Here is a 20,367-nt window from a genome sequence, read left to right as displayed (position 1 = left end):
GTAGGACACCGCCGGCCACACTTCTTCGAGCAAGGGGTGTCGGTCCCTGGTACCACCCCGCGCGGGGTGGGTACCGGGGACCGGCACCCCTTCCTCGTTTCTGCAGCCTCCTCGTCGACGGAGGGCCTCAGGCGAGCTCGGAGCGGACGGTGCCTGGCGCGTCGGTGCGCTGGCCGGCCGCCACGCGCAGGAACGCCAGCTTCTCCTCGTCCGGTGAGCCGGCGGCGACGGTGTAGACCACGAGGCGCACGTCGCTGCCTGGCACCGTCATGACGTCGCAGTCGCAGGTGACGTCCCCGACGAGGGGGTGCTCGACCGTCTTGCGCGCCGAGACGTGGCGGCTCACCGCTCCGCGCTCCCACAGGTCGGCGAAGTCCGTGCTCGTGGTCCTCATCTCCTCCACCAGGGCCGTGAGCGCCGGGTCGTCCGGGTGCTCGGTCAGCGCGCTGCGCAGGTCCGCCACCAGCGCGGCCGGCATGCCCGGGTCGGCGTTGCGGACGGGCCACGCGGCCAGCCCGCCCACGTCGCCCGTGAAGACCGCCCGGACGAGGTTGAGCCGTTCCGGCGCCAGGCCGACGGGGTCCCCGATGAGGGCCGCCCACGCCGGTGTCCACGTCAGCAGCGTCCAGTCGGCGCCGAACACCGCGGCGGGGAAGTGCGACAGCTGCGCGAGGACCCGCTGCACCCCGGGTGGGACGTGCGTGGACACGGCGCCGCGGGAGGGCGGCAGCAGGCCCGCGAGGCGGTGCGCGTGCTCCACCTCCGTGGCGCTCAGCTGCAGGGCCCGGGTCAGCGAGGCCACGACCTGCGCCGACGGGTGGCGCGCCCGGCCCTGCTCCAGCCGCACGACGTAGTCCACGGACAGCCCCGCCAGCTCGGCCAGCTCCTCCCGGCGCAGCCCGGCCGCGCGGCGCCCGCGCCGGTGCGGCAGGCCCACGTCGACCGGCGAGAGGCGGTCGCGCCAGCGCCGCAGCGCCGCGCCGAAGGTGTCGACGTCCACGTCGTCATGGTGCCCCTGTCGCCGCGGTCCGGTCCTGGTACTGCCGGTCCTCCCGCCGGACGGGTCCTGGCCCGCTCTCCCCGCACCGGCGAGCGTGGCGCCATGACCACCACGCTGATCACCGGGGCCAACAGGTCCCTCGGCTACGAGACCGCCCGCCGCCTCGCCGCGGCCGGGCACACCGTCCTGCTGGGTGCGCGCGACCCCGACCGCGGCCGGGCCGCCGCGGACGCCCTGGGGGTGCGGTTCGTGCAGCTCGACGTCACCGACGACGCCTCCGTCGAGGCGGCCGTGGCGGACGTCCGGGCCCGCGAGGGCGGCCTCGACGTCCTCGTCAACAACGCGGGCCTCAACCAGCCGTACCGGCCGGCGGAGGAGCTGACGGCCGCGGACGCGAGCACCGTCCTCGGGACGAACGTCGTCGGCGTCGTCCGCGTCACGCACGCGTTCCTGCCGCTGCTGCGCGCCTCCGCGCACCCCGTCGTCGTCAACGTCTCCAGCGGCATGGGGTCCTTCGCGGTGACGAGCGACCCGTCGCGCGTGGAGTCCACGCTCGCCGCGCCGCTGTACTGCGCGTCCAAGGCGGCGCTGACGATGCTCACCGTCCAGTGGGCCAAGGCGTGGCCGGACGTGAAGGTCAACGCGGCCGATCCCGGGTACACCGCCACCGACTTCAACGGGCACTCCGGTCCGCAGGACGTCACGGAGGGCACGGACGCGGTCGTCGAGCTGGCGACGATCGGCCCGGACGGGCCGACCGGCCGCTTCCTGGACCGCTCGGGCCCCGTGCCCTGGTGAGCGCGGGCCCCGCGGGGCTCAGGCGGGCTTCCACCCCACGTGCGGGGCGACGTGCTCGACCGTCGCGCGCAGGATCCGCTCGTGCGCCTCGACGGGCCCGTTGGCGGGCAGCACGACGACCAGCTCGTCGACCAGCGGCAGGGCCGCGTCCCGCAGGAGGGCCTCCACGAGGTCGTCGGGGCGCCCGGCGAGCGCCGGGCTGAACCGCATCGGCGGCCCGCCGGGCCCCTTGGGGCGCCCGTCCGCCGTCATGCCCGAGCGGTAGCCGTCGAGGAACTCGCGGTGGTCCACGACGTCCCGGCCGTCGAGCTGCGGCAGGAGGATCCGCCCGGCGCTGACCCGGCCGTCGCCGTGCCCGGCGGCGGCGCGGGCGGCGCGGTAGGCCTCGACCTGGTGGGCCTGCGCCACGTCGAAGGGCTCGCCGGTCTCCTCGGTGTTGAGCGTGGACACCTGCAGGTGCAGGCCCTGCTCGCCGGTGCGCACCGCGCTGGCCCGCGAACCGGCCCCGTACCAGAGGCGGTCGACGAGGCCGGGGCTGTGCGGGGTGGTGCGCAGGTCGCTGCCGGCCGGCAGCGACATGAAGCCGTCGGGCGCGTGGCCGACGGCGCGACCGGCCAGCGCCTCGCGCAGGAGGGCGGTGCGGTGCTGGGCCTCACCGGCGAACCCGCGCGGCGAGGAGCCGTGCACGGTGTCCAGCACGCCGGCGGTGACGGGGATGCCGCCGCTGACGCCCAGCTCCAGGCGCCCGCCGCTGAGCAGGTCGACGGTGGCGGCGTCCTCGGCCAGGCGCAGCGGGTCCTCGTAGCGCATGGGGATCACACCGGTGCCCAGGTGCACGTGCCGGGTGCGCTGCGAGGCGGCGGCGAAGAACGTCATCGGCGAGGACAGGAACGGTTCGTGGTGGCGCACGCGCACCCAGGCGGTGTCGTAGCCGAGGTCCTCGGCCAGCTCCACGAGCCGCAGGCCGTGCTCCAGCGCGGCCGCCCCGCCCGTGTGGTCGGGCACGAACGTCAGCAGCCCCAGGCCCAGGCGCCCCGCACGTCGTCCCACACCGCACCGTCCTCGAAAGTTGTTGCTTCAACTATACGCCGCCGGGGACGCCCCGGCCACCGCGGGCGGGCGCTCGGGCCACCGGGTGTTCACTGGCAGCGTGCACCCCCTGGTGAGCGTCGACGAGCTGCGCGCCGAGCTGGAGGGCGCCGACCCGCCCGTGGTGCTCGACGTGCGCTGGAGCCTCGGCGGGCCCGACGGCGCCGCCGAGCACGCCCGCGGCCACGCGCCCGGCGCGGTGTACGTCGACCTCGACACCCAGCTCGCCTCCCCGCCCGGCCCCGGCACCGGCCGGCACCCGCTGCCCGACCCCGCGGCGCTGCAGGAGGTCCTGCGCGACGCCGGGGTGCGCGAGGGCTCGCGCGTCGTCGTCACCGACGCGGGCCCCGCCACGAGCGCCGCCCGCGGCTGGTGGGTGCTGCGCTGGGCGGGGCTGCCCGACGTGCGGGTCCTGGACGGCGGGTGGGCGGCGTGGGTCGCCGCGGGCGGCCCCGTCGAGACCGCCGCGCCGCTGCCCGCGCCCGGCGACGTGGTGGTGCGCCCCGGCGCCCTGCCCGTCCTGGACGCCGACGCGGCCGCCCGCCTGGCCCGCGACGGCGTCCTGCTCGACGCCCGCGCGCCCGAGCGCTACCGCGGCGAGGTCGAGCCCGTCGACCCCGTCGCCGGGCACGTGCCCGGCGCCCGCAGCGCCCCCACCACCGGCAACGTCGGCGCCGACGGCCGCTTCCTGCCGCCGCGGGAGCTGCGGCAGCGCTTCGCCGCCCTCGGCGCCGAGCCCGGCCGGACCGTGGGCGTCTACTGCGGCAGCGGCGTCACCGCCGCGCACGCGCTGCTGGCCCTCGAGGTCGCCGGCGTCCCCGCGCTCCTGTGGCCGGGCTCGTGGTCGCAGTGGGTCGCCGACCCCGCCCGGCCCGTCGCCACCGGCCCGGAACCGGGCTGACGAAGAACGCGGGAACCGCGTGCATCCGGGGACGCCCCCGCGCCGGAAGAGGGGGCACAGGGACGCCACCGCGGCGTCCCACCGCCCGAGGAGGACCCCGTGCGCAAGGTTCCCAGCACCGCCGCCCTCGTCGCCGCGCCGTTCGTGGCGCTCGCGGCCCCGCTCGCCCTGGCCGGCACCGCCGCCGCCTCGACCGCGGGCACCGCGACCGTCTCGATCCTGCACGGCGTGCCGGACACCCCCGTGGACGTCTACGCCAACGGCGACGCGCTGCTCACCGGCTTCACCCCCGGCACCCTGACCGACCCGCAGGAGCTGCCCGCCGGCAGCTACGACCTGGCCGTGTACCCGGCCGGCGCGGACCCGGAGAGCACCGAGCCGGCGATCTCCGCCGACGGGGTGCAGGTGCCGGCGGGCGCGAACGTCACCGTCGCCGCCCACCTGTCGGCCGAGGGCACGCCCGTGCTGACCCCGTTCGTCAACGACCCGTCCGACCTGGCGCCCGGCGAGGCCGAGCTCACCGTCCGGCACACCGCGGCCGCCCCGGCCGTCGACGTGCGCGCCGGCGGCCAGCCCGTCCTGACCGGGCTGACCAACCCGAACGAGGCCAGCGCGACCGTGCCCGCCGGCACCGTCTCCGCCGACGTCGTGCTCGCCGGGACCTCCGACGTGGCGATCGGCCCGGCCGACGTGAACCTGCCCGAGGGCGTGCAGACCATCGTGTACGCGTGGGGCTCGGCCGAGGACGGCAACCTGCAGCTGGCCACCCAGACCGTCCACGGCGGCGGCTCCAGCCCGAGCGGCGTGCCCTCGGGCGAGGCCGGCCTCGCCAGCGACGGCCTGCCCGGCTGGGTCGCCGGTGCCGGCGCCCTGGCCCTGGTGACCGCCGGTGCCGGTCTCGTCGCGATCCGCCGCACCCAGCCGGCCGACCGGTCGTGACCGGGCGAGCGCAGGCGCTGCTGTGCGCGGTGTCGGCGCTCGCCGGGCTCGCCCTCGTGGGGGCGTGGTGGGGCAGCCGGCCCGCGCAGGAGTTCGGGCCGGCTGCCGCCGCACCACCCCCCGCGGCGGTGGCCACCAGCGCGCCGACCCCCGGCCCCGTCACCGGTCCGGACCCCGCCGCGCGCCCGTCGTGGACCGCGCGGCCGGCCACCCCGACGGTGCCGGCCGCGCGGCCCGCGCCCGTGGGGCTGCGCATCCCCGACCTCGGCGTCGACGCCCCCCTCGTCGACGTCGGCGTGCGCGAGGACGGCGCCTTCGACGTGCCCGCCGACGGCGACGTCGTCGGCTGGTACCGCTGGAGCGCCGCCCCGGGCGGCGAGGGCACCACCGTGGTCGCCGGCCACGTCGACACCGCCGCGGCCGGGCCCGGCGCCCTGTACCCGCTGGCCGGGGTCGCCGAGGGCGCCCGCGTGGAGGTGCTGCTGGCCGACGGGTCCACGGCCGCCTACGAGGTCGTCGCCCGCCGCTCGGTGGAGAAGACGGCCCTGCCGCTGGACGAGGTCTTCCGGCGCACCGGACCGCACGAGCTGGTCGTCGTCACGTGCGGCGGCGACTTCGACCCCGTCACGCGCAGCTACGAGGACAACGTCGTGGTCCGCGCGCAGCCGGTGCCGTGAACACCGCGGTGGTCGAGCGGACGGGTCTCCGGCTGGCGGACCGGCCGCCGCTCCGTACCGTGGGGGACATGACTCCGCGCGCCGTCGTCGCCCTGCGGCGCGCGTGGGCCGGACGCGAGGAGACCGCCGCGCTCGTCGCGCCCGCGACCGTCCACGAACCGGCCCGCCCGGACCTGTCGGTCGCCGACGACGCCACCGTCGCCGCCGCCTTCGCGCAGGGCGCCGAGGACGCCCTGGCCGAGGCCTTCACCCGCTGGTCCGGTCTCGTGCACGCGCTGGCGCTGCGCCGCATGCCCGACGCGGACGCCCAGGACGTCGTGCAGGCGGTGTTCGTCTCCGCCTGGCGCTCGCACGACCGCTACGACCCGGCCCGTTCGGCGCTGCCGGCCTGGCTGGTCGGCATCGCCCGCCACCGCATCGCCGACGCCCTCACCGCCCGGCACCGCACGGTCGAGCTGGTCGCCGAACCGGGTAACCTGCCCGCCGGTGAGACCGGGACGTCCGGCCCGCTGCCGCACGACCTGGTCGCCGACCGGATCGTCCTGCTCGACGAGCTGGACCACCTGGGCGAACCGCAGCGCACGCTGCTGCGGATGGCGTTCTTCGACGACCTGACCCACCAGCAGATCGCCGAGCTCACGGAGCTGCCCGTCGGCACCGTGAAGAGCCACCTGCGCCGGTCGTTGCGGCGCCTGCGAGACCGGCTGGAGGACGACGGTGGACCGACCTGAGGACGGCGGCGCCGCGAGCGGCGGCGAGCACCTCAGCGACGAAGAAGCCGTCCTGACAGCTCTCGGAGAACCGGCCCCCCCGCGGGTGGCCGACCACCTGGCCGCGTGCGCGGCCTGCCGCGACGAGGTCGACCGCTACGCGCGCACCGTGGTGGCCGCACGCAGCACCGAGCGGGTCGCGCCCGTGCCGGTCCCCGCCGGCACCTGGGAAGCCGTCGCCCGCGAGACCGGGGTGCGCTCGCACCCGCAGCGCCCCGTGCCGGCGCCCGTGCCCGACGCGGTCCTGCCGCCGCAGCCGCGTCCGCTGCCGGCGGCCCGCCCGGCGCGCTGGCTCGCCCTGGCGGCCGCGCTGCTGGTCGGCGCGGGCGCCGGCGCGCTGGGGGTGCGGGCGTGGGACCGCGGTGCCGTCGACCCCGTGGCCGTCCCGCCGCCCGCGCCCCTCGTCGCCTCCGCGGTCCTGGACCCGCTGGACTCCGACGGGACCGGCATCGCCGACGTGCACGAGGTCGACGGCCACCACCAGCTCGTCGTGCGCGTCAGCGGCGTCGCCCCCGCCGCCGACGGCGTGCTGGAGGCCTGGCTGCTCGACGCCGACGGCGGCCTCATCGCCCTCGGCCCGCTCGTCGGGGAGGAGTTCACGGCGGTGCTGCCGGCCGACGTGGACCTGGAGCGCTTCTCCACCGTCGACGTCTCCCGCGAGCCGCTGGACGGCGACCCGGGGCACTCCTCGGACTCGGTGCTGCGCGGGCAGCTGTCCCCGCGGGCCGAGAGCGCCTGAGCCGGACGGGCGACGTCGCCGCAGCGGACGGGTGGTGCCCACCGCCGCGGGTGCAGGCGCCCGGCGCCCCGGCCGATCCGCCGCTCGTGGAACGGACGACGACCGGGACGGTGCGGGGCCTGCTGCGCGGCCTCGCCGCGGGTGAGGCGCTGGGCGCCGCGAGCCCTGGTGCGGGGGGCGTGCTGCGGCACGGGGTGGCCGCGCAGCTGGCGTGCGCCAGCGCCGAGGGGCTGCTGCGCGCGGGGACGGGCACCGACCCCGTCGCCGAGGTGCACGCCGCCTACCGCCGCTGGTCGCAGCGGTACCGGGCCTTCGCGGCGTCCGGTCCGTCCCTGCTGCACGAGGACCGCGGCCCGTCCGGCGCGACGTCGCGCGCGCTGGCCACCGGTGCCGCCGGGACGCTGCGCGATCCGCTGACCACGAGCGCCGGCTGGCACGCCGTCGTGCGCGCGCTCCCCGTGGCCGCCCTCGGGCTCACGGAGGACGGCGCGGACTCCGCGGTGGCCCTCACCGCCGCGCGCACCGCCGTCCTCACGCACGGGCACGTCACCGCGGCGCCCGCCGGGATCGCCGCCCTCGTCGCGGCCGCCGCCCTGCGCGGGACGCCGCTGACCGGGGCGGTCGGGCACGCGCTCGCCGCGGCGGTGCTCGCCGGGCTGGACGCGCGCGCCGTGTGGGCGGCCGACGCCGCCGTCCGGGCCGCGCACCGCACGCCCGGGGACCCGCAGCTGGCCGAGGTGCTGGGCGGCGGGCCGGCGTGCACGGGCGTGCTGGCCGCCGCCGTCTACGCGGTCCTGTCCCACCCGCGCGAGCCCCGGCTGGCGCTGCGGCTGGCGCTCACGGCCCCGCGCGCGGCCGGGGCGGGCGCCCTGGCCGGGGCGTGGCTGGGCGCCGCGCACGGGCCCGAGGCGCTGCCGGCGCGGGTCGACGTCGCCGACGTCCTCGACGCGCTGGCCGACCGGCTCACCGACGGGGTCGGCGGCCGCCGCGGCGCCTGACGCCGCTCAGGGCGCCGGTGGCTGCGGCGCCGCCGGCTCCGGTGCCGCCGGGCGGGGCAGGTGCTCGGCCACACCCGCGGTGACGGCGGCGGCGACGGAGGTGACGAGGGCGGGCAGCGCCGCGGACGCGACGGCCAGCAGGACGACGGCCAGCAGGAACCGGGCCAGGGCGCGGCGGACCGATCCGGTGACGGCTGGCCGGGTCGCCGGTCGGGTGGCCGGTCGCCGGGCGGTGCTGCGGGCGCGGGCCGGGAGCTCGCGGGTGGCCGCGCGGGTGCGCGCGAGGTCCGCCGTCGTCGGCGTGGGCGGTGTGCGCCGGGACGTCAGGCGGTGCAGCTCGGCCGCGGTGGCGTCCACCGCGGCCGGGGACAGCACGGCGGGCAGCGCGGTCAGCGCGTCGGCCAGGTGCGCGCGGCCGACCACGGTGACCCCGGCGACGGTCCGCGGCGGCACCTCCTGCTGCACGAGGCACAGCACTCCCACCACGGTGGTGCGCCGCCTCGGCGGCAGGTGCGCGGTGACGGCGGCCGCGGCGTCGCGCACCCCGGCGAGCTCGCCCGCCTTCGACCGGCCCCCGGCGCGGACGGTGTCCGCCTGCACGTCCACCGGGCCGGACCAGTTCTTGCTGTCGACGACGACGACCCCGCCGGGCCCGACGGCCAGGTGGTCGATGTTGGCCCGCTGCCGGCCGGGCCAGTGCACGTCGTGCAGGACCCGCCAGCCGTGCGGGGCGAGCTGGTCGAGGACCTCCCCGACGAGGCGCTCGCCCTCCGCGCCGGCGGCCCACGCGCGGTGCCGCCGCTCGAGGTCCTCGAGCCGGGCGCGCAGGTCCTGCACCTGCTCCGCGTACCGGGCGGCCTGCTCGGCGGCGCCCTGGCCGGCGGCACGGTGCTCCACGGCGTGAGCGTCGGCAGGTGCGCGCACCGGCTGGAGGGAGCCTCACCCGTCCGGGTCAGCGGGTGAGGACGGTGGTGCCCGCGCGGGCGGTCAGGGTCCCCGCCGCGGTGGCGACGTCGACCGTGCCGGGAACCGGTTCGGGCGGCAGGCCCGCGACGGAGGCCGTCGCCGTCCACGTCGTGGTGAGCGCGACCTCGTAGGTGCCCGGGGTCGTGTACGTGTGGGTGGTCGTCATCGCGGGCCACGGCGCGCCGGGGTCGGCCGTCGGGCCGAGCGTGGTCCCGTCGCCGAAGGTCCACGTGAAGCTGACGGGGGTGGCGCGGATCGTCACCGGGAACCCCAGCAGTTCCGTCTCGCGCACGACCGGGCCGGTGTCCGCGAACACGTTGACGGGCACGTTGAGGACGACGTCGCCGGTGCCGGGTTCCAGCGTCGCGCGCGCGGGCGGCAAGCCCAGGCGGGTGACGTCCTCGATGGTCACGGCGGGCAGCACGACGACCTGCCCGCCCGCTGCCGCGCGGGCGGCGGGGACGCAGGACCCGCCTGCTGACGCCCACGGACCCTCCGTGCCGGCGGCTCGTGTCCAGTTGGCCATGAACGTCTCGCCGACGGAGCAGGCGCGGTCACCGCAACTGTTGTCGCCGCAGGCCGGTTGGGAGCGGCGTTCGAAGGCAGGTGGGCGCGAGCTTGGTGACGTCTTGCTGCCCGGCTTACCCGGATTGGGGGGCGGTGGAGGGCACTTCTTGCGCATGCTCACCGAAAACTCGTTCTTGCCGGATGCCGTCGAGCGAGAGGGTGAGCACGCCGCCGCCGCTGAGGGCACTTGCATGACTGAGGTCATGAGGGCGATGGTCAAGCCGATCAATGCAGACTTCAGATAATCTCGGTGATCTGCCACTTGCCGTTCTCCATGACGACGTACACCGGGCCCTCTTCGTAGTCGTTCGCGGAGAACTCCTCGAGCACCTCGCCATCTCGTGACAACTCGCGGCCGGCGACGGTACGGGTGATCAACTCAACCGTCATCTCCTGCGTCTCCGGGAACACTTCAGTGACTAGGGTGCTGCGGAGGTACATCTGTCCGTCTTCGAAAACTCTGCCGTCCCTGAGAGCGGCATCCATCGAATCAGCCCACTGGCGGCACGTCTCGCACGACGGACTACTGATGGCGCGCAGTGGCCGGCTGTCGTTGAACTCCCAGCCGTAGTTCGAGGCGGCGACGAGGTACGCGACGAACGTCGCGGCCTCCATCTCCTCGAACCGCCCGTTCTGCTCGTACACCCATGTCAATCCCGGCCCGGTCGGTGTGGGCGTCGGTGCCGACGCCTCGACGACGGGGGTCTCCACGGGCACCGGATCCGCGGTCGGCGTCGCCTCAACGACAGGCACCGGAGCGACAGCGGAGACGGGTTCCGCGTCGCTGGAGCACCCGGTGAGCGCGGTGAGCGCGAGGACGGTCGCGAGGAGGGGGCGGGCACGCACCCGCGGCACGCTAGGCGCCGCGACCTGCTGCGGTCGCCGGCGGACGGGCCGGTGTGGACAACCCGTCCGCCGTCCGGGTGACGGCGGATCACTAGGGTCGGGCGCGACACCGAGAACGACACCGTCGTCGACCGACCGGAGGCACCGTGGAGCGCAGCGGGACGCACGGATGCCTCGGCGTCCCCGACGGGCTGGTGGAGCTGGCGGCCCGCAGTTGGCCGCTGTTCGGCGACGACGACCCCTCGGGCGAGGAGGTGTCGCGCCGGCTGCGCGCGGTCCTGGGTCTGCTGGACCCCCCGGACGACCTCGACGTGCGGGTGGAGGCGGAGTGGTCCCGCGACGGCCTGGACGGGACGGAGCTGTCGTGGGACGCGGGGTTCGGGCCGCGGGTGGCCGGCCGGCTGCTGCGTCCGGCGGCGGAGCGGTCGGCGCTGCCGGGGGCGCTGCACCTGCACTGCCACGGCGGCCTCAAGAGGTTCGGCCTCGACAAGCTCGCCGACGGCGCGGATGGCCGGCCCGCCCACCCGGTGCTCCAGCGGGTCCGCGACGACCTGTACGCCGGGCGCCCGGTCGCGGAGGACCTGGCCCGCACCGGCCGTGCGGTCCTCGTCCACGACGCCTACGGGTGGGGCAGCCGGCGCCTGCCGGTCGAGGGGATGCCGGCGCGCAGCGAGCACGTCGCCGCCCTCGACCTCGCGGCCCGCAGCGCGCGCGGAGAGGTCCTCGACGAGGTCGCCGAGTACGACGTGCACGCCGGGCCGGCGGAGGACGCGGTCGCCAAGGCGCTCGGGGTGCTGGGCACGTCGTGGGCGGGGGTGGTGGCGCGCGAGGACCTGCTGGCGCACCGGGTGCTCACCGGCCTGCCGGGCGTCGACGCGGACCGCACGGCGCTGATCGGTCTGTCGGGTGGCGGGGCGCGCGCGGCCGTCGCGTCGGCGCTGGGCGCACCGGCGACCGCGGTGGTCGTCACGTGCATGGCCTCGACGCTGCGCGAACTGCTGCCGCAGCACCTGCACGGCCACAGCTGGGCGCTCGTCTCGCCCGGGCTGGGCCGGGTCGGGGACTGGCCGGACGTGGTGGCCGCCGCTGCGCCCCGCCCGCTGCTCGTGCAGTTCGGGACGCGCGACGAGCTGTTCCCCGCGGAGGGGGTGCGCCGCGCGGACGAGCGGATCCGCGCCCGCTACGGCGACGGCCCCTACACCGGCTCCCGGCACGAGGCCGGGCACGTGTTCGACGCCGCGATGCAGCGCGAGGCGTTCGCGTGGCTGGACGAGGTGGGCTGACTCAGCAGCCGGTCACCCACACCGGGTCGGGCAGGTCGTCGCGCCCGCCGTCGATGCGCACCAGGCCCTCGCAGGCGAACCCGAGCGCGACGACGTCCCCGCGCCGCACCACCTCCACGCCGGGGGCCGCGCTCGCCGCCGCCACCGTGGACTCCTTGGCCGCGCGGTTCCCGCGCGCCAGGTTCAGCACCATCCACTCCGCCGGGTTGGCGAACCGGGCCGCGGCCTCGCGCACGACGAGGTCTCCGCGGCCGGTCAGGTAGGCGCCGGAGTCGGCGTCGGCGGCCACCACCGCGCCGCGCGGCAGCTCGTCCCGGACGGCGGCGAGGTCGCGGGCGACCGGCCCGGGACGCCACGCGTCCGCGTCGAAGGGGTTCGGGTCGTCCCCGTGGCGGGCGGTGTTCACGGCGCTCGCGGCCAGCCCGCACACCAGCGCCAGCGCGAGGACGGCGCGGCGGTGCCGGGCGCGCGAGGCGACGTCCACGACGGCGAGCGCCACGACCGGCATGAGCACCGCGTCGTAGTGGAACCCCGTGGAGGTGTGGTTCTCCACCGACGTGACCAGCCGCCAGCCCACGGTGGGCAGCGCGACGAGCGCGAGCGGCGAGAGGACCCAGCAGAACCCGCCGGCGGCGAGCGCGGTGACGACGAGCGCGACCTTCGGCCCGACGGGCGCCGACCCGCTCGAGGAACCTCCGCCGAACAGCGAGGCGAACGCCGGCGCGAACGGGTTCTGCCCCGACGGGTTCGCGGCCTGGATGACGAACGCCGCCCCGACGAGCCCGGCGACGGCGGCCAGGGCGAGCGCCACCGCCCAGCGCCGCTCACCGGGCGTGCGCGAGCGCAGGAACAGCAGCACGGCCATCGCCCCGACGCTCAGGCCGAGGTCCTCCTTGACGAGCAGCAGCGGCAGCGACCACGCCACCGCGGCGCGCACCCGCCGTTCCAGCACGGCCGACAGCGCCCCGATGAGCAGCGGCACCGCGAACGCGACCTCGTGCACGTCGAACGTCGCCATCGCCACCACGCCGTACGAGAGGACGAACAGGACCGTGACGGCCCACGCGCCGCCGCGGCCCACGTGCCGGGACGCGGTGCGCTGCAGCAGCCCCGACGCGACGCCGAGGCTGATCCCCTGCGCGACGAGCAGCGCGCGCGGGTCCTGCCACAGCGCCCACGCCGCCCCGAACAGGACGGTGACGGGGGAGAAGTGCTCCCCGAACAGCAGCCACCCGCCGGGGGTGCGGATCTCGCTGCGCGGCAGCTCGCCCGCGACCCACGACTGGGCGGCCTGCACGAAGATGCCGAGGTCGTACGCGCCGGCGCGCCCGAGGTTCCACTGCGCCAGCCCCAGCCAGGTGACGACCGCGGTGCCGAGGAGGGCCGCGAGGGCGACGTCGAGGCGGTGCGTCCGCGGCGGGGCCGTGGACGGCGGGGCGGGGCGGGCGGCGACGGGCACGGGCAGCATCGTCCCCCAGCGCGCGGGCTCCGCGCCGTCCCGCCCCCTCCCTCCGTGATCTTGCTGGGAATCCCAGCAAGATCACAGAGCGGGGGATCGTTCATCGTCCTGTCCGGCCGGGGCGGATCAGCGGGGCTCGACGGCCGCGACCCGGCACACGGCGGCGCCGGCGACCCCGCCGGGCACGTCCACGACGGCCTCCGCGTCGCCGGTCACCTCGACGTCCGCACCGGCGGTGGCCAGCTGCGCGTCCGCGGCGTCCATCCACTCCACGGTGATCCGGTGCGCGCCGGCGGCGAGGGCGCCGGGCGCCACGGTGACGCGCGCCGTCGTCCCGCCTGGCGCGCAGGTCGCCTCGACGCCGGGGAACTCGTCGGCGAGCCGGGTGCCGGCGGCGTCCCCGGGGTCCGTCGTGCTGCCCGCGGTCGGGGCGCCGCCCCGCGGTGCGGGGTCCCGCAGCGACGCGCCCACGGCGACCGCCGCGCCGACGACGACCGCGGCGACGAGGAGGGCGAGGACGTGACGGCGTCGGCGCGCGCTCATCAGCCCACGGTAGGCGCGCCCGCCCAGCCGGGCACCGCCGTCGGGTCGAGCAGGTCGTACGCGCCGCGCGCCCGCCACAGCGGCGTGCCCGGCGGGCTCGTGCGGTACAGGGTGCGCGCGGCGCCGAGGACCCGCTCGCGCTCCAGCGGCCAGCGCAGCGGCGCGGCCAGGGCCGCGAGGTCGCCGGGCGGGCGGTGCAGCGCGGCGGTGACGTGGTGCAGCGCGGGCAGCGTCGCGGACTTGTCGCCGTTGCACCGCGGGTCGGCGAGCACGAGGTTGGCGAGGCCGTCGATGCCCGTGCGCGACCACGGCAGGACGTGGTCGACGTGCGTCTCCGCGCCCAGACCGGCACCGCAGTAGAAGCAGGTCCCGGACTGCAGGTCGCGCAGCCCGGCGCGCACGGGCCCCAGGTCGATCCGGTCGGCGCCGAACAGGAACGCCTCGACGTCCGGAGCGGCCAGCTCGGCGCGGTTCATCCGCTGCACGTCGACGACCCACCAGCGCTGCACGACCGGCTGCAGCAGCCCGGACACCCGCGCCAGGGCGTGCGCGGCACCGGGCATCAGCTCGACGCTCCAGCCGTGGGCGTCCAGCTCGCGGGTCGTCACCTTCTTCGACAGCCACGAGTCGTCGTACAGGAACGGCGCCGCCCGGTCGCCGCCCCCGGTGCGCTGCAGCGCGAACAGCGGCTGCTGCGCCAGGGTGCGCGCGACCTCGCGGCGCTCGCGCGCCCAGCCGGCGGGGTCGGCGGCGCGCGCCTGCGCGGGGGAGGCCAGGCCCGCGGCGCCGGCGGCCGTGCGCAGGGCGGCGACCCGGTCCAGCAGGGTGCGGGTGGAGCGGTCGGCCTGCTCGTTCTGCCGCAGCGGCCCGAGGCGGCCGAAGGGCCGCACCTGCGTCCAGTACAGCTCGACGACCCGGTCGGCGAGGTCGGTGATCGGGACGACGAGGGTGTCGCCCGGCCCGGCGGGGTGCTCCAGGCAGTGCTGCAGCAGCGCGGACAGCGTCGCGAGCTTGTACGTGGACACGCGGCGCCCTGTGGCGAGCAGCCCGGCGACGCGGGCGCCGACGTCGAGGGGGTCCAGGGCGCTCACGGGTCCAACCTGCCCGTCCCGGCGACCCGGTGCAGCTCCGGCGCCACCCCTCGCTCACGGGGACGGTACGACCACGGGAGCACGCGGTGATCCCCCCGCGGTCCGACGACGGCGCCACCCGCTCCCGGCACCCTCGACGTCGTGCCTCACCGCTCGTGCGGGTCGCCGGCCGCGCGCAGCGGGGGACGCCGAGCCGGGTGAGCCGGGTGGTGGGGCCGTGACCGGGCCGCCCCTGGAGGGGAGGGGCGGCCCGAGCCCCGCGCCTTACCGGGAAATCCTGGCGAGAGGCACGACGATGCGCGGTGACCGGAAATCCTGGCGGTCGAGGGGTCCGGCGGGTCGCCACGCCCGAGCAGCTCGGGCAGGCGCTCGCCGACCTGCGCCGGGCCTCCGGCATGAACCAGCACGAGCTGGCCGAGTGGGCCGTGGTGAGCCGCCAGTACGTCAGCGTCCTGGAGACCGGTGAGGTCTCGCTGCAGGTGCGGCGGCTCCTCGACCTGTTCGCGGTGCTCGGCCACGACCTCGCGGTCGTCCCCCGCGCCGGCCGGAAGGACTGACGACAACCCGCTGAGGGGTGGCCGCCCGTCTCCTCGAGCGGCCACCCCGTCCTGGTGCCGCGCTCAGGCGCGGGTGAGCGCCGCCCCGCGCCGGCGCGCGCCGATGGACGCGGCGATCTCGAAGGCGTGCTCGATGGCGCCGGTGCCGGCCTTCCGCTCGCCGACGATGTCGAAGGCCGTGCCGTGCGCGGGCGTGCAGATCGGCACCTCCAGGCCGCCGGCGACGGTGACGCCGCGGTCGAAGCCGATGAGCTTCATCGCGATCTGCCCCTGGTCGTGGTACATCGTCACGACGCCGTCGAACTCGTCGGTGCGGGCGCGCAGGAAGATCGTGTCGGAGGGGAACGGTCCCTGGACGTCGATCCCCTCGCCCTTCAGCTGCTCCACCGCGGGGGCGATGACCTCGATCTCGTGACGGCCGAAGCGGCCGCCCTCCCCGGCGTGGGGGTTCAGCGCGCACACGGCGAGCCTGGGCGCCGCGGTGCCGCGCTCGGTGAGCAGGCGGTGCAGCAGCCGGCCGGCGCCGAGGACGCGCTCGGGGGTGATGCCGGCGTCGACCTCGGCGATGGAGACGTGCGAGGTGACGCGGGAGGTCATCAGCCCGGGCAGCACGTTGATCTCGCAGGTGAACCCGTCACCGGCGGGGTCGGCGCCGAGGACGGACTCGAACCAGTGCAGCTCGTCGTTCTCGGCCATGCCCGCCAGGTGCATCGACGTCTTGTTCAGCGAGGCGAACACGATCGCGTCGACGCGTCCCTGGCGGACCAGGTCGAGGGCGGTGGCCAGGGCGTCCAGGGACCAGCGGCCCCCCTCGGCGGTGGCCTGCCGGCGCTGGAAGCCCCCGTCGGGGCGGGTGCCGCGGGTGGGGTGCAGGGTCGGCAGCCCGTCGTCGGGGTCGTGCGACCAGCGGACCGGCACGCCGGCGTCGGCCTCGGCGCCGGCGATCTCCTCCTCGTCGGAAACGAGCACCACGTCGGCCAGCTCGCTCGTCGCGGGCAGCGCGAGCAGCTTGGCGACGAGCTCGGGCCCGACGCCGGCCGGGTCGCCGAACGTCAGCGCGATGCGGGGCTTCGCGGCGGTCGGGGTGGTCGGCGGGGTCATCGGTCTCCCTGTCGGTCGGTGCGGGTGGTGCGGTCGGTCTGGTCGTCGCCGGCGGGGGCGCCGACGGTGACGGTCTCCGGGGCGGCGTCCTCGACGACGCGCTGCGGGCGCAGGCGGGCGACGAGGAGCGGGCCGGCGACGAGGACGAGCGCCAGCGCGAGGACGGTGATCGCCGCGGGGCTGGTGAGCACCAGGGACGCGATGCCCGCGTCCCCGGCCAGCGCGGAGGTCTGGACCAGCGCCTTCTCGAACAGCGGGCCGATGACCAGGCCGAGGACGAGCGGGGCCATCGGCAGGTCCAGGCGCTTCATGGCGTAGCCGACGACGCCGAACACGAGCACGACCCAGACGCTGAACATGCTGTTCTTCACCGAGTAGGCGCCCAGCAGGCTGGTGGCGATGATGAGCGGGTACATGAACGCGTACCGCACGCGCAGGATCTGCGCGAACACCGGCGCCAGCGGCAGGTTCAGCACCAGCAGCATGAACGAGCCGACGAGGAAGGAGAACAGCAGGCCCCACACGAGGACGGGCTGCTGCTCGAACAGCATCGGCCCGGGCTGGATGCCGTAGACGAGGAACGCGCCGAGCAGGACGGCCGTGGTGGCGCCACCGGGGACGCCCAGCGCGAGGGTGGGCACGAAGTTGGCGTTCGAGGCGGCGCCGGTCGCGGCGTCGGGGGCGACGACGCCCTCGATGGCGCCGGTGCCCAGCTCGCGCCGGTTCCTGGAGAACTGCTTCTCCGCGCCGTAGGCCATGAACGAGGCCAGCGTGGTGCCGGCACCGGGCAGGCAGCCCAGGAGGAACCCGACCACACCGCCGCGCACGGTCGGGGCGACGGAGCGGCGCAGGTCCTCGCGGGTCAGCAGCAGGTCGCGGAAGCGGGTGCGGATCGGGGTGACGCTGCCGCGGTGCAGCTGGTTGAGCAGCTCCCCGAGCGCGAACAGGCCGATCATCACCTCGACGAAGGGCAGGCCGCCGAAGAGGTTGACCTCTCCGAAGGTGTAGCGGGGGGTGCCGCTGCCGACGTCGACGCCCACGCAGGCGACGAGGATCCCGAGCAGGCCCATCATGAGGCCCGGCACGAGCGCCTTGCCGGAGAACACGACGATGGTGGCCAGGCCCAGCACCATGATGGCCAGCATCTCCGGCGGCCCGAAGTTCAGCGCCAGCCGCGCGAACGAGGGCGCCAGGAGCATGAGGAACCCGAGGCTGACGACGGACGCGGCGAAGGCGCCGATCGTGGAGATCGCGAGCGCCTGCCCGGCCCGCCCCTTGCGCGCCATCTGGTAGCCGTCGAACGTGCTGACGACGCTGGAGGACTCGCCGGGCGTGGCGATGAGGATGGCCGTGGTCGTGGAGCCGAACTGGGCGCCGTGGTAGATGCCGGCGAGCATGATGAGCGCGGTCAGCGGCGACAGGGTCAGCGTGACGGGGATGAGGATCGCCACGCCGGTGGCCGAGCCGAGGCCGGGCAGGATCCCGATGACGGTGCCGAGGACGGCGCCGATGAAGCACCAGAGCAGGTTCTCGGGGGTGACGGCGGCGGCCGCGCCGGCCGCGAGGTTCTCCCACATCACGACCTCCACAGGGCCGGGTCGAACACGCCCAGCGGCAGCGGGACGCGCAGCAGCACGCCGAACACCAGGTAGGTGACGACGAAGGTGGCGCCCGCGACGACGGCGGAGCGCACGACCGGCTGCTTCTCCACGACCGCGGCGAGGAAGAACGTCATGGCGGTGAGGCTGAGCAGCAGCCCGGCGAACGGGATGGCCAGCGCGGTCACCAGGACGGTGGCGCCCACGCGCAGCAGCTTGCGGTGCGCGCCGGGCACCTCCTGCGCGCCGTCACCGGTGGCGCCCTCGCCGTCGGAGGTGGTCGCCACGACGGCCGGCGCGGCCGTCCGGCGGTGGGTCAGTTCCAGCGCGGCCAGGCGGCCCAGGCAGACCAGCAGCAGGGCTCCGGACACGACGCGGGGCATCGCTCCGGGGCCGATCGAGCCGTCGGCGTTGCTGAAGGGGTAGGGAGCCGAGAGGACGAGAGCGGCAGCGGCGAGCGCCGCCACCACCGCGGTCGAGGCCAGAACGGCCACGGGCCGCGGCGGGCGCTGGCGCGGCGGGGAGCCCGCGGGTGCGGACGTCGTCGTGCTCACGAGGCGAACACCTCCTGCATCTGCCGGTCGTAGTCGTCGAGGTAGGCGCGGAACTCCTCGCCGCGCAGGTCCGCGGGGATGAGCAGGTCGGTGGCGATGTAGTCGCGGTAGGCCTCGGAGTCCATCGCCGCGCCCAGCTCCTCGATCCACTTCTCGCGCTGCACGTCGGCGATGCCGCCGGCGCCGAACACCCCGCGCCACAGGCTGACGACGGCGTCGACGCCCTGCTCGCGGGCGGTGGGCACGTCCCCGAGGACGGGGTCGTCGAAGCGCTCCTCCGACATCGTGCACAGCGCCTTGACGTCGCCGTTCTCCAGGTACGGCTTGGCGGCCGCGGCGCTGACGGGCGCCAGGTCGACCTGCCCGCCGAGCAGGCCGGTGATGACCTCACCGGTGGAGCCGTAGGGCACGACGTCCAGCTCGGCGCCGTTGCGCACCAGTCCGTCGATGGCGATCGCGTCGGCGCCGGTGCGGCCGCTGGAACCGGACACGACGCGCTCGCCGCCGCTGCCGGCGACGACGTCGGCGCACGTCTCGAACGGGGAGTCCGCGGGCGCCACCACCATCCGCGAGTCCTCGGCGAACATCACCAGGGGGGTGAAGTCGCGGTAGGTGAACGGCACGTCGAAGACGATGGGCAGGGTGTTCAGGGCTCCCTCGGCGACGAGGAGGGTGTTGCCGTTGCCCTCCTCGGACAGGAACGTCGACCAGCCGACGGCCCCGGAGCCGCCCTCCTGGTTGTGGACGTTGACGTCGTAGCCGGCGTCGCGCTCGTTGAGGGCCTGCGCCAGGACGCGCGCGGAGCGGTCGCTGCCGCCGCCGGGGGCGAACGCCACGACGGCGGGGACGGACCCGCGCGGGGACCAGTCGTCGGGCACGGGGGGCTGGAGGCTGGCGAGGCTGCACCCCGCCAGCAGGGCGGTGGTCGCGCCGAGGGCCACCGCCGTGGTCAGTCGTGACGTCATCGTCACCCCTTCTGCGGAGGCCCGGTCGGGTCCGCACGTCGTCGTCGGGGAGGTCGGGGTACGCCCGGGACCGTAGGGGAGTGGATGCCGAGTGGTCAACCACTCGCGGTTAAGTGGTCGACCACTCGTCGCGGTGTTGGTACGGTCCGGGCATGCCTCGCAGCACCGACGAGGGTGCGCCGCCGGCCGCGGACGTGGACGTCCCCGCCCAGCGCGGCGGTCCCTCCGTGTCCGACACCGCCCGGCGCGTCCTGGCCCACATCGCCGACGAGCACCTGGCCGCCGGCGACCGCCTGCCCTCCGAGCGCCAGCTGGCCGCCGACCTCGGCGTCGGCCGCTCCGCCGTGCGCGAGGCGCTGGCGGCGCTGGACCTGCTGGGCGTGGTGGACAGCCGGCACGGCTCCGGCACCTACCTGACCGGCCGTCCCTCCGACCTGCTGCCGCAGGCCGTGGAGTGGGGGCTCGTCCTCGGCCGTCCCGAGACCCTGCAGCTCGTGGAGGCCCGCCGGCACCTGGAGGTGGCGCTGGCCGGCATCGCCGCCCGCGAGCGCACCCCCGAGGCGCTGGTGCGCATCCGCCGGCGGCTGCAGGAGATGCAGGACGCCGGCGACGCCGGAGACTTGGAGGAGTTCGTCCGCGCCGACGTCGCCTTCCACCTGGAGGTCGCCGAGACGTCCCAGAACGCCGTGCTGGCGGGGATGCTCGGCAGCGTGCGCACCCTGCTGGGAGTGTGGATGACGCGCGCGGTGCGCGCCGACGACGGGCACGTGCACGACACGCTCGCCGAGCACGGCGCCGTCCTCGACGCCATCACCGCCGGCCGCACCGCGAGCGCCGAGCGGTGCATGCGCACCCACATGCGCAACGCGGAGGCGAGGCTCATGCGCAACCTGAGCGCCGGCGCGGCCGAGGAGGGCGCCTGAGGG

At 76.6% G+C, this 20,367-nt stretch carries 22 protein-coding genes; 10 read left to right on the top strand and 12 right to left on the bottom strand.

The window, feature by feature from the left end:
- Positions 1-127: 127 nt before the first annotated feature.
- Positions 128-1,000, bottom strand: coding sequence for a helix-turn-helix domain-containing protein (locus tag AB8M62_RS01300; protein WP_369068400.1), 873 nt, complete (start codon positions 998-1,000; stop codon positions 128-130).
- A 102-nt stretch (positions 1,001-1,102) separates the two neighbouring features.
- On the opposite strand from AB8M62_RS01300, the gene AB8M62_RS01295 reads away from it, so the two are divergent.
- A complete protein-coding gene (locus tag AB8M62_RS01295; RefSeq protein ID WP_369055588.1) occupies positions 1,103-1,798 on the top strand; it encodes an SDR family oxidoreductase in 696 nt (231 codons plus the stop codon).
- 18 nt (positions 1,799-1,816) lie between these two features.
- On the opposite strand, the gene AB8M62_RS01290 is transcribed toward AB8M62_RS01295, so the two are convergent.
- Positions 1,817-2,848, bottom strand: a complete 1,032-nt coding sequence (locus AB8M62_RS01290; protein WP_369055589.1) for an LLM class flavin-dependent oxidoreductase — start codon at positions 2,846-2,848, stop codon at positions 1,817-1,819.
- A 100-nt stretch (positions 2,849-2,948) separates the two neighbouring features.
- Here AB8M62_RS01290 and AB8M62_RS01285 point away from each other — a divergent pair, with 100 nt between their 5' ends.
- The 6 genes from AB8M62_RS01285 (at position 2,949) to AB8M62_RS01260 (ending at position 7,911) form a co-directional block, all read left to right on the top strand.
- Complete coding sequence (locus AB8M62_RS01285; RefSeq protein WP_369055590.1) at positions 2,949-3,788, top strand: sulfurtransferase; 840 nt, start codon at positions 2,949-2,951, stop codon at positions 3,786-3,788.
- Between the two features lie 99 nt (positions 3,789-3,887).
- Positions 3,888-4,727 (top strand): DUF4397 domain-containing protein, encoded by an 840-nt coding sequence (locus AB8M62_RS01280; RefSeq protein ID WP_369068399.1) that lies wholly within the window; start codon positions 3,888-3,890, stop codon positions 4,725-4,727.
- Positions 4,724-5,404 carry a class F sortase gene (locus tag AB8M62_RS01275; protein WP_369068398.1) on the top strand — a complete coding sequence of 227 codons (681 nt, stop codon included), beginning with the start codon at positions 4,724-4,726 and terminating at the stop codon, positions 5,402-5,404. The genes AB8M62_RS01280 and AB8M62_RS01275 overlap by 4 nt, the downstream gene beginning before the upstream one ends.
- A gap of 68 nt (positions 5,405-5,472) precedes the next feature.
- Positions 5,473-6,135: an RNA polymerase sigma factor gene (locus tag AB8M62_RS01270; protein ID WP_369055593.1), complete on the top strand. Its 663-nt coding sequence runs from the start codon at positions 5,473-5,475 to the stop codon at positions 6,133-6,135.
- Positions 6,122-6,913 (top strand): anti-sigma factor, encoded by a 792-nt coding sequence (locus tag AB8M62_RS01265; protein ID WP_369068397.1) that lies wholly within the window; start codon positions 6,122-6,124, stop codon positions 6,911-6,913. The genes AB8M62_RS01270 and AB8M62_RS01265 overlap by 14 nt, the downstream gene beginning before the upstream one ends.
- Before the next feature lie 86 nt (positions 6,914-6,999).
- Complete coding sequence (locus AB8M62_RS01260) at positions 7,000-7,911, top strand: ADP-ribosylglycohydrolase family protein (RefSeq protein ID WP_369068395.1); 912 nt, start codon at positions 7,000-7,002, stop codon at positions 7,909-7,911.
- Between the two features lie 6 nt (positions 7,912-7,917).
- Here AB8M62_RS01260 and AB8M62_RS01255 read toward each other — a convergent pair whose 3' ends face one another.
- The 3 genes from AB8M62_RS01255 to AB8M62_RS01245 all read right to left on the bottom strand — a co-directional run bounded on the left by AB8M62_RS01255 (position 7,918) and on the right by AB8M62_RS01245 (position 10,290).
- Complete coding sequence (locus AB8M62_RS01255) at positions 7,918-8,808, bottom strand: nuclease-related domain-containing protein (protein ID WP_369068394.1); 891 nt, start codon at positions 8,806-8,808, stop codon at positions 7,918-7,920.
- A gap of 55 nt (positions 8,809-8,863) precedes the next feature.
- Positions 8,864-9,301, bottom strand: coding sequence for a PKD domain-containing protein (locus tag AB8M62_RS01250; protein ID WP_369068393.1), 438 nt, complete (start codon positions 9,299-9,301; stop codon positions 8,864-8,866).
- Between the two features lie 380 nt (positions 9,302-9,681).
- Positions 9,682-10,290, bottom strand: a complete 609-nt coding sequence (locus AB8M62_RS01245) for a DUF6318 family protein (RefSeq protein ID WP_369068392.1) — start codon at positions 10,288-10,290, stop codon at positions 9,682-9,684.
- 146 nt (positions 10,291-10,436) lie between these two features.
- Between AB8M62_RS01245 and AB8M62_RS01240 the strand changes: the two genes are divergently transcribed.
- Positions 10,437-11,573 carry an alpha/beta hydrolase family protein gene (locus AB8M62_RS01240; protein WP_369055599.1) on the top strand — a complete coding sequence of 379 codons (1,137 nt, stop codon included), beginning with the start codon at positions 10,437-10,439 and terminating at the stop codon, positions 11,571-11,573.
- A gap of 1 nt (position 11,574) precedes the next feature.
- On the opposite strand, the gene AB8M62_RS01235 is transcribed toward AB8M62_RS01240, so the two are convergent.
- The 3 genes from AB8M62_RS01235 to AB8M62_RS01225 form a co-directional block, all read right to left on the bottom strand.
- On the bottom strand, positions 11,575-13,032 hold the full coding sequence (locus AB8M62_RS01235; RefSeq protein ID WP_369068391.1) for a DUF2079 domain-containing protein: 1,458 nt from the start codon (positions 13,030-13,032) through the stop codon (positions 11,575-11,577).
- A gap of 126 nt (positions 13,033-13,158) precedes the next feature.
- Complete coding sequence (locus AB8M62_RS01230) at positions 13,159-13,575, bottom strand: hypothetical protein (protein WP_369068390.1); 417 nt, start codon at positions 13,573-13,575, stop codon at positions 13,159-13,161.
- Positions 13,575-14,666 (bottom strand): HNH endonuclease, encoded by a 1,092-nt coding sequence (locus AB8M62_RS01225; protein ID WP_369068389.1) that lies wholly within the window; start codon positions 14,664-14,666, stop codon positions 13,575-13,577. The genes AB8M62_RS01230 and AB8M62_RS01225 overlap by 1 nt, the downstream gene beginning before the upstream one ends.
- A 302-nt stretch (positions 14,667-14,968) precedes the next feature.
- Between AB8M62_RS01225 and AB8M62_RS01220 the strand changes: the two genes are divergently transcribed.
- A complete protein-coding gene (locus AB8M62_RS01220; protein ID WP_369068388.1) occupies positions 14,969-15,223 on the top strand; it encodes a helix-turn-helix domain-containing protein in 255 nt (84 codons plus the stop codon).
- Between the two features lie 63 nt (positions 15,224-15,286).
- Here AB8M62_RS01220 and AB8M62_RS01215 read toward each other — a convergent pair whose 3' ends face one another.
- From AB8M62_RS01215 to AB8M62_RS01200, 4 genes are read right to left on the bottom strand one after another with little or no spacing between them, the layout of a single operon-like run.
- Positions 15,287-16,324: a 4-hydroxythreonine-4-phosphate dehydrogenase PdxA gene (locus AB8M62_RS01215; protein ID WP_369068387.1), complete on the bottom strand. Its 1,038-nt coding sequence runs from the start codon at positions 16,322-16,324 to the stop codon at positions 15,287-15,289.
- Positions 16,321-17,901 (bottom strand): tripartite tricarboxylate transporter permease, encoded by a 1,581-nt coding sequence (locus AB8M62_RS01210; RefSeq protein ID WP_369068386.1) that lies wholly within the window; start codon positions 17,899-17,901, stop codon positions 16,321-16,323. Before AB8M62_RS01210 ends, AB8M62_RS01215 begins: the two co-directional genes overlap by 4 nt.
- Entirely contained in the window at positions 17,901-18,476 is a 576-nt protein-coding gene (locus tag AB8M62_RS01205; RefSeq protein ID WP_369068385.1) for a tripartite tricarboxylate transporter TctB family protein, read from the bottom strand. The genes AB8M62_RS01210 and AB8M62_RS01205 overlap by 1 nt, the downstream gene beginning before the upstream one ends.
- Positions 18,473-19,441, bottom strand: coding sequence for a tripartite tricarboxylate transporter substrate binding protein (locus AB8M62_RS01200; RefSeq protein ID WP_369068384.1), 969 nt, complete (start codon positions 19,439-19,441; stop codon positions 18,473-18,475). The genes AB8M62_RS01205 and AB8M62_RS01200 overlap by 4 nt, the downstream gene beginning before the upstream one ends.
- Positions 19,442-19,593: 152 nt before the next feature.
- Here AB8M62_RS01200 and AB8M62_RS01195 point away from each other — a divergent pair, with 152 nt between their 5' ends.
- Positions 19,594-20,364 carry a FadR/GntR family transcriptional regulator gene (locus AB8M62_RS01195; RefSeq protein WP_369068383.1) on the top strand — a complete coding sequence of 257 codons (771 nt, stop codon included), beginning with the start codon at positions 19,594-19,596 and terminating at the stop codon, positions 20,362-20,364.
- Positions 20,365-20,367: the final 3 nt, after the last annotated feature.

The sequence above is a fragment of the Kineococcus terrestris genome (genome assembly GCF_041020755.1).
Classification (GTDB): Bacteria; Actinomycetota; Actinomycetes; order Actinomycetales; family Kineococcaceae; genus Kineococcus; species Kineococcus terrestris.
Note: the sequence above shows the minus strand (reverse complement) of the source record. Positions and strands in the feature narration are given on the sequence as shown.

Coding starts and splice junctions, on each gene's coding strand:
- AB8M62_RS01230 (WP_369068390.1), bottom strand. CDS start 13,575: ATGAGCGCGCGCCGACGCCGTCACGTCCTCGCCCTCCTCGTCGCCGCG.
- AB8M62_RS01195 (WP_369068383.1), top strand. CDS start 19,594: ATGCCTCGCAGCACCGACGAGGGTGCGCCGCCGGCCGCGGACGTGGAC.
- AB8M62_RS01210 (WP_369068386.1), bottom strand. CDS start 17,901: ATGTGGGAGAACCTCGCGGCCGGCGCGGCCGCCGCCGTCACCCCCGAG.
- AB8M62_RS01215 (WP_369068387.1), bottom strand. CDS start 16,324: ATGACCCCGCCGACCACCCCGACCGCCGCGAAGCCCCGCATCGCGCTG.
- AB8M62_RS01200 (WP_369068384.1), bottom strand. CDS start 19,441: ATGACGTCACGACTGACCACGGCGGTGGCCCTCGGCGCGACCACCGCC.
- AB8M62_RS01270 (WP_369055593.1), top strand. CDS start 5,473: ATGACTCCGCGCGCCGTCGTCGCCCTGCGGCGCGCGTGGGCCGGACGC.
- AB8M62_RS01295 (WP_369055588.1), top strand. CDS start 1,103: ATGACCACCACGCTGATCACCGGGGCCAACAGGTCCCTCGGCTACGAG.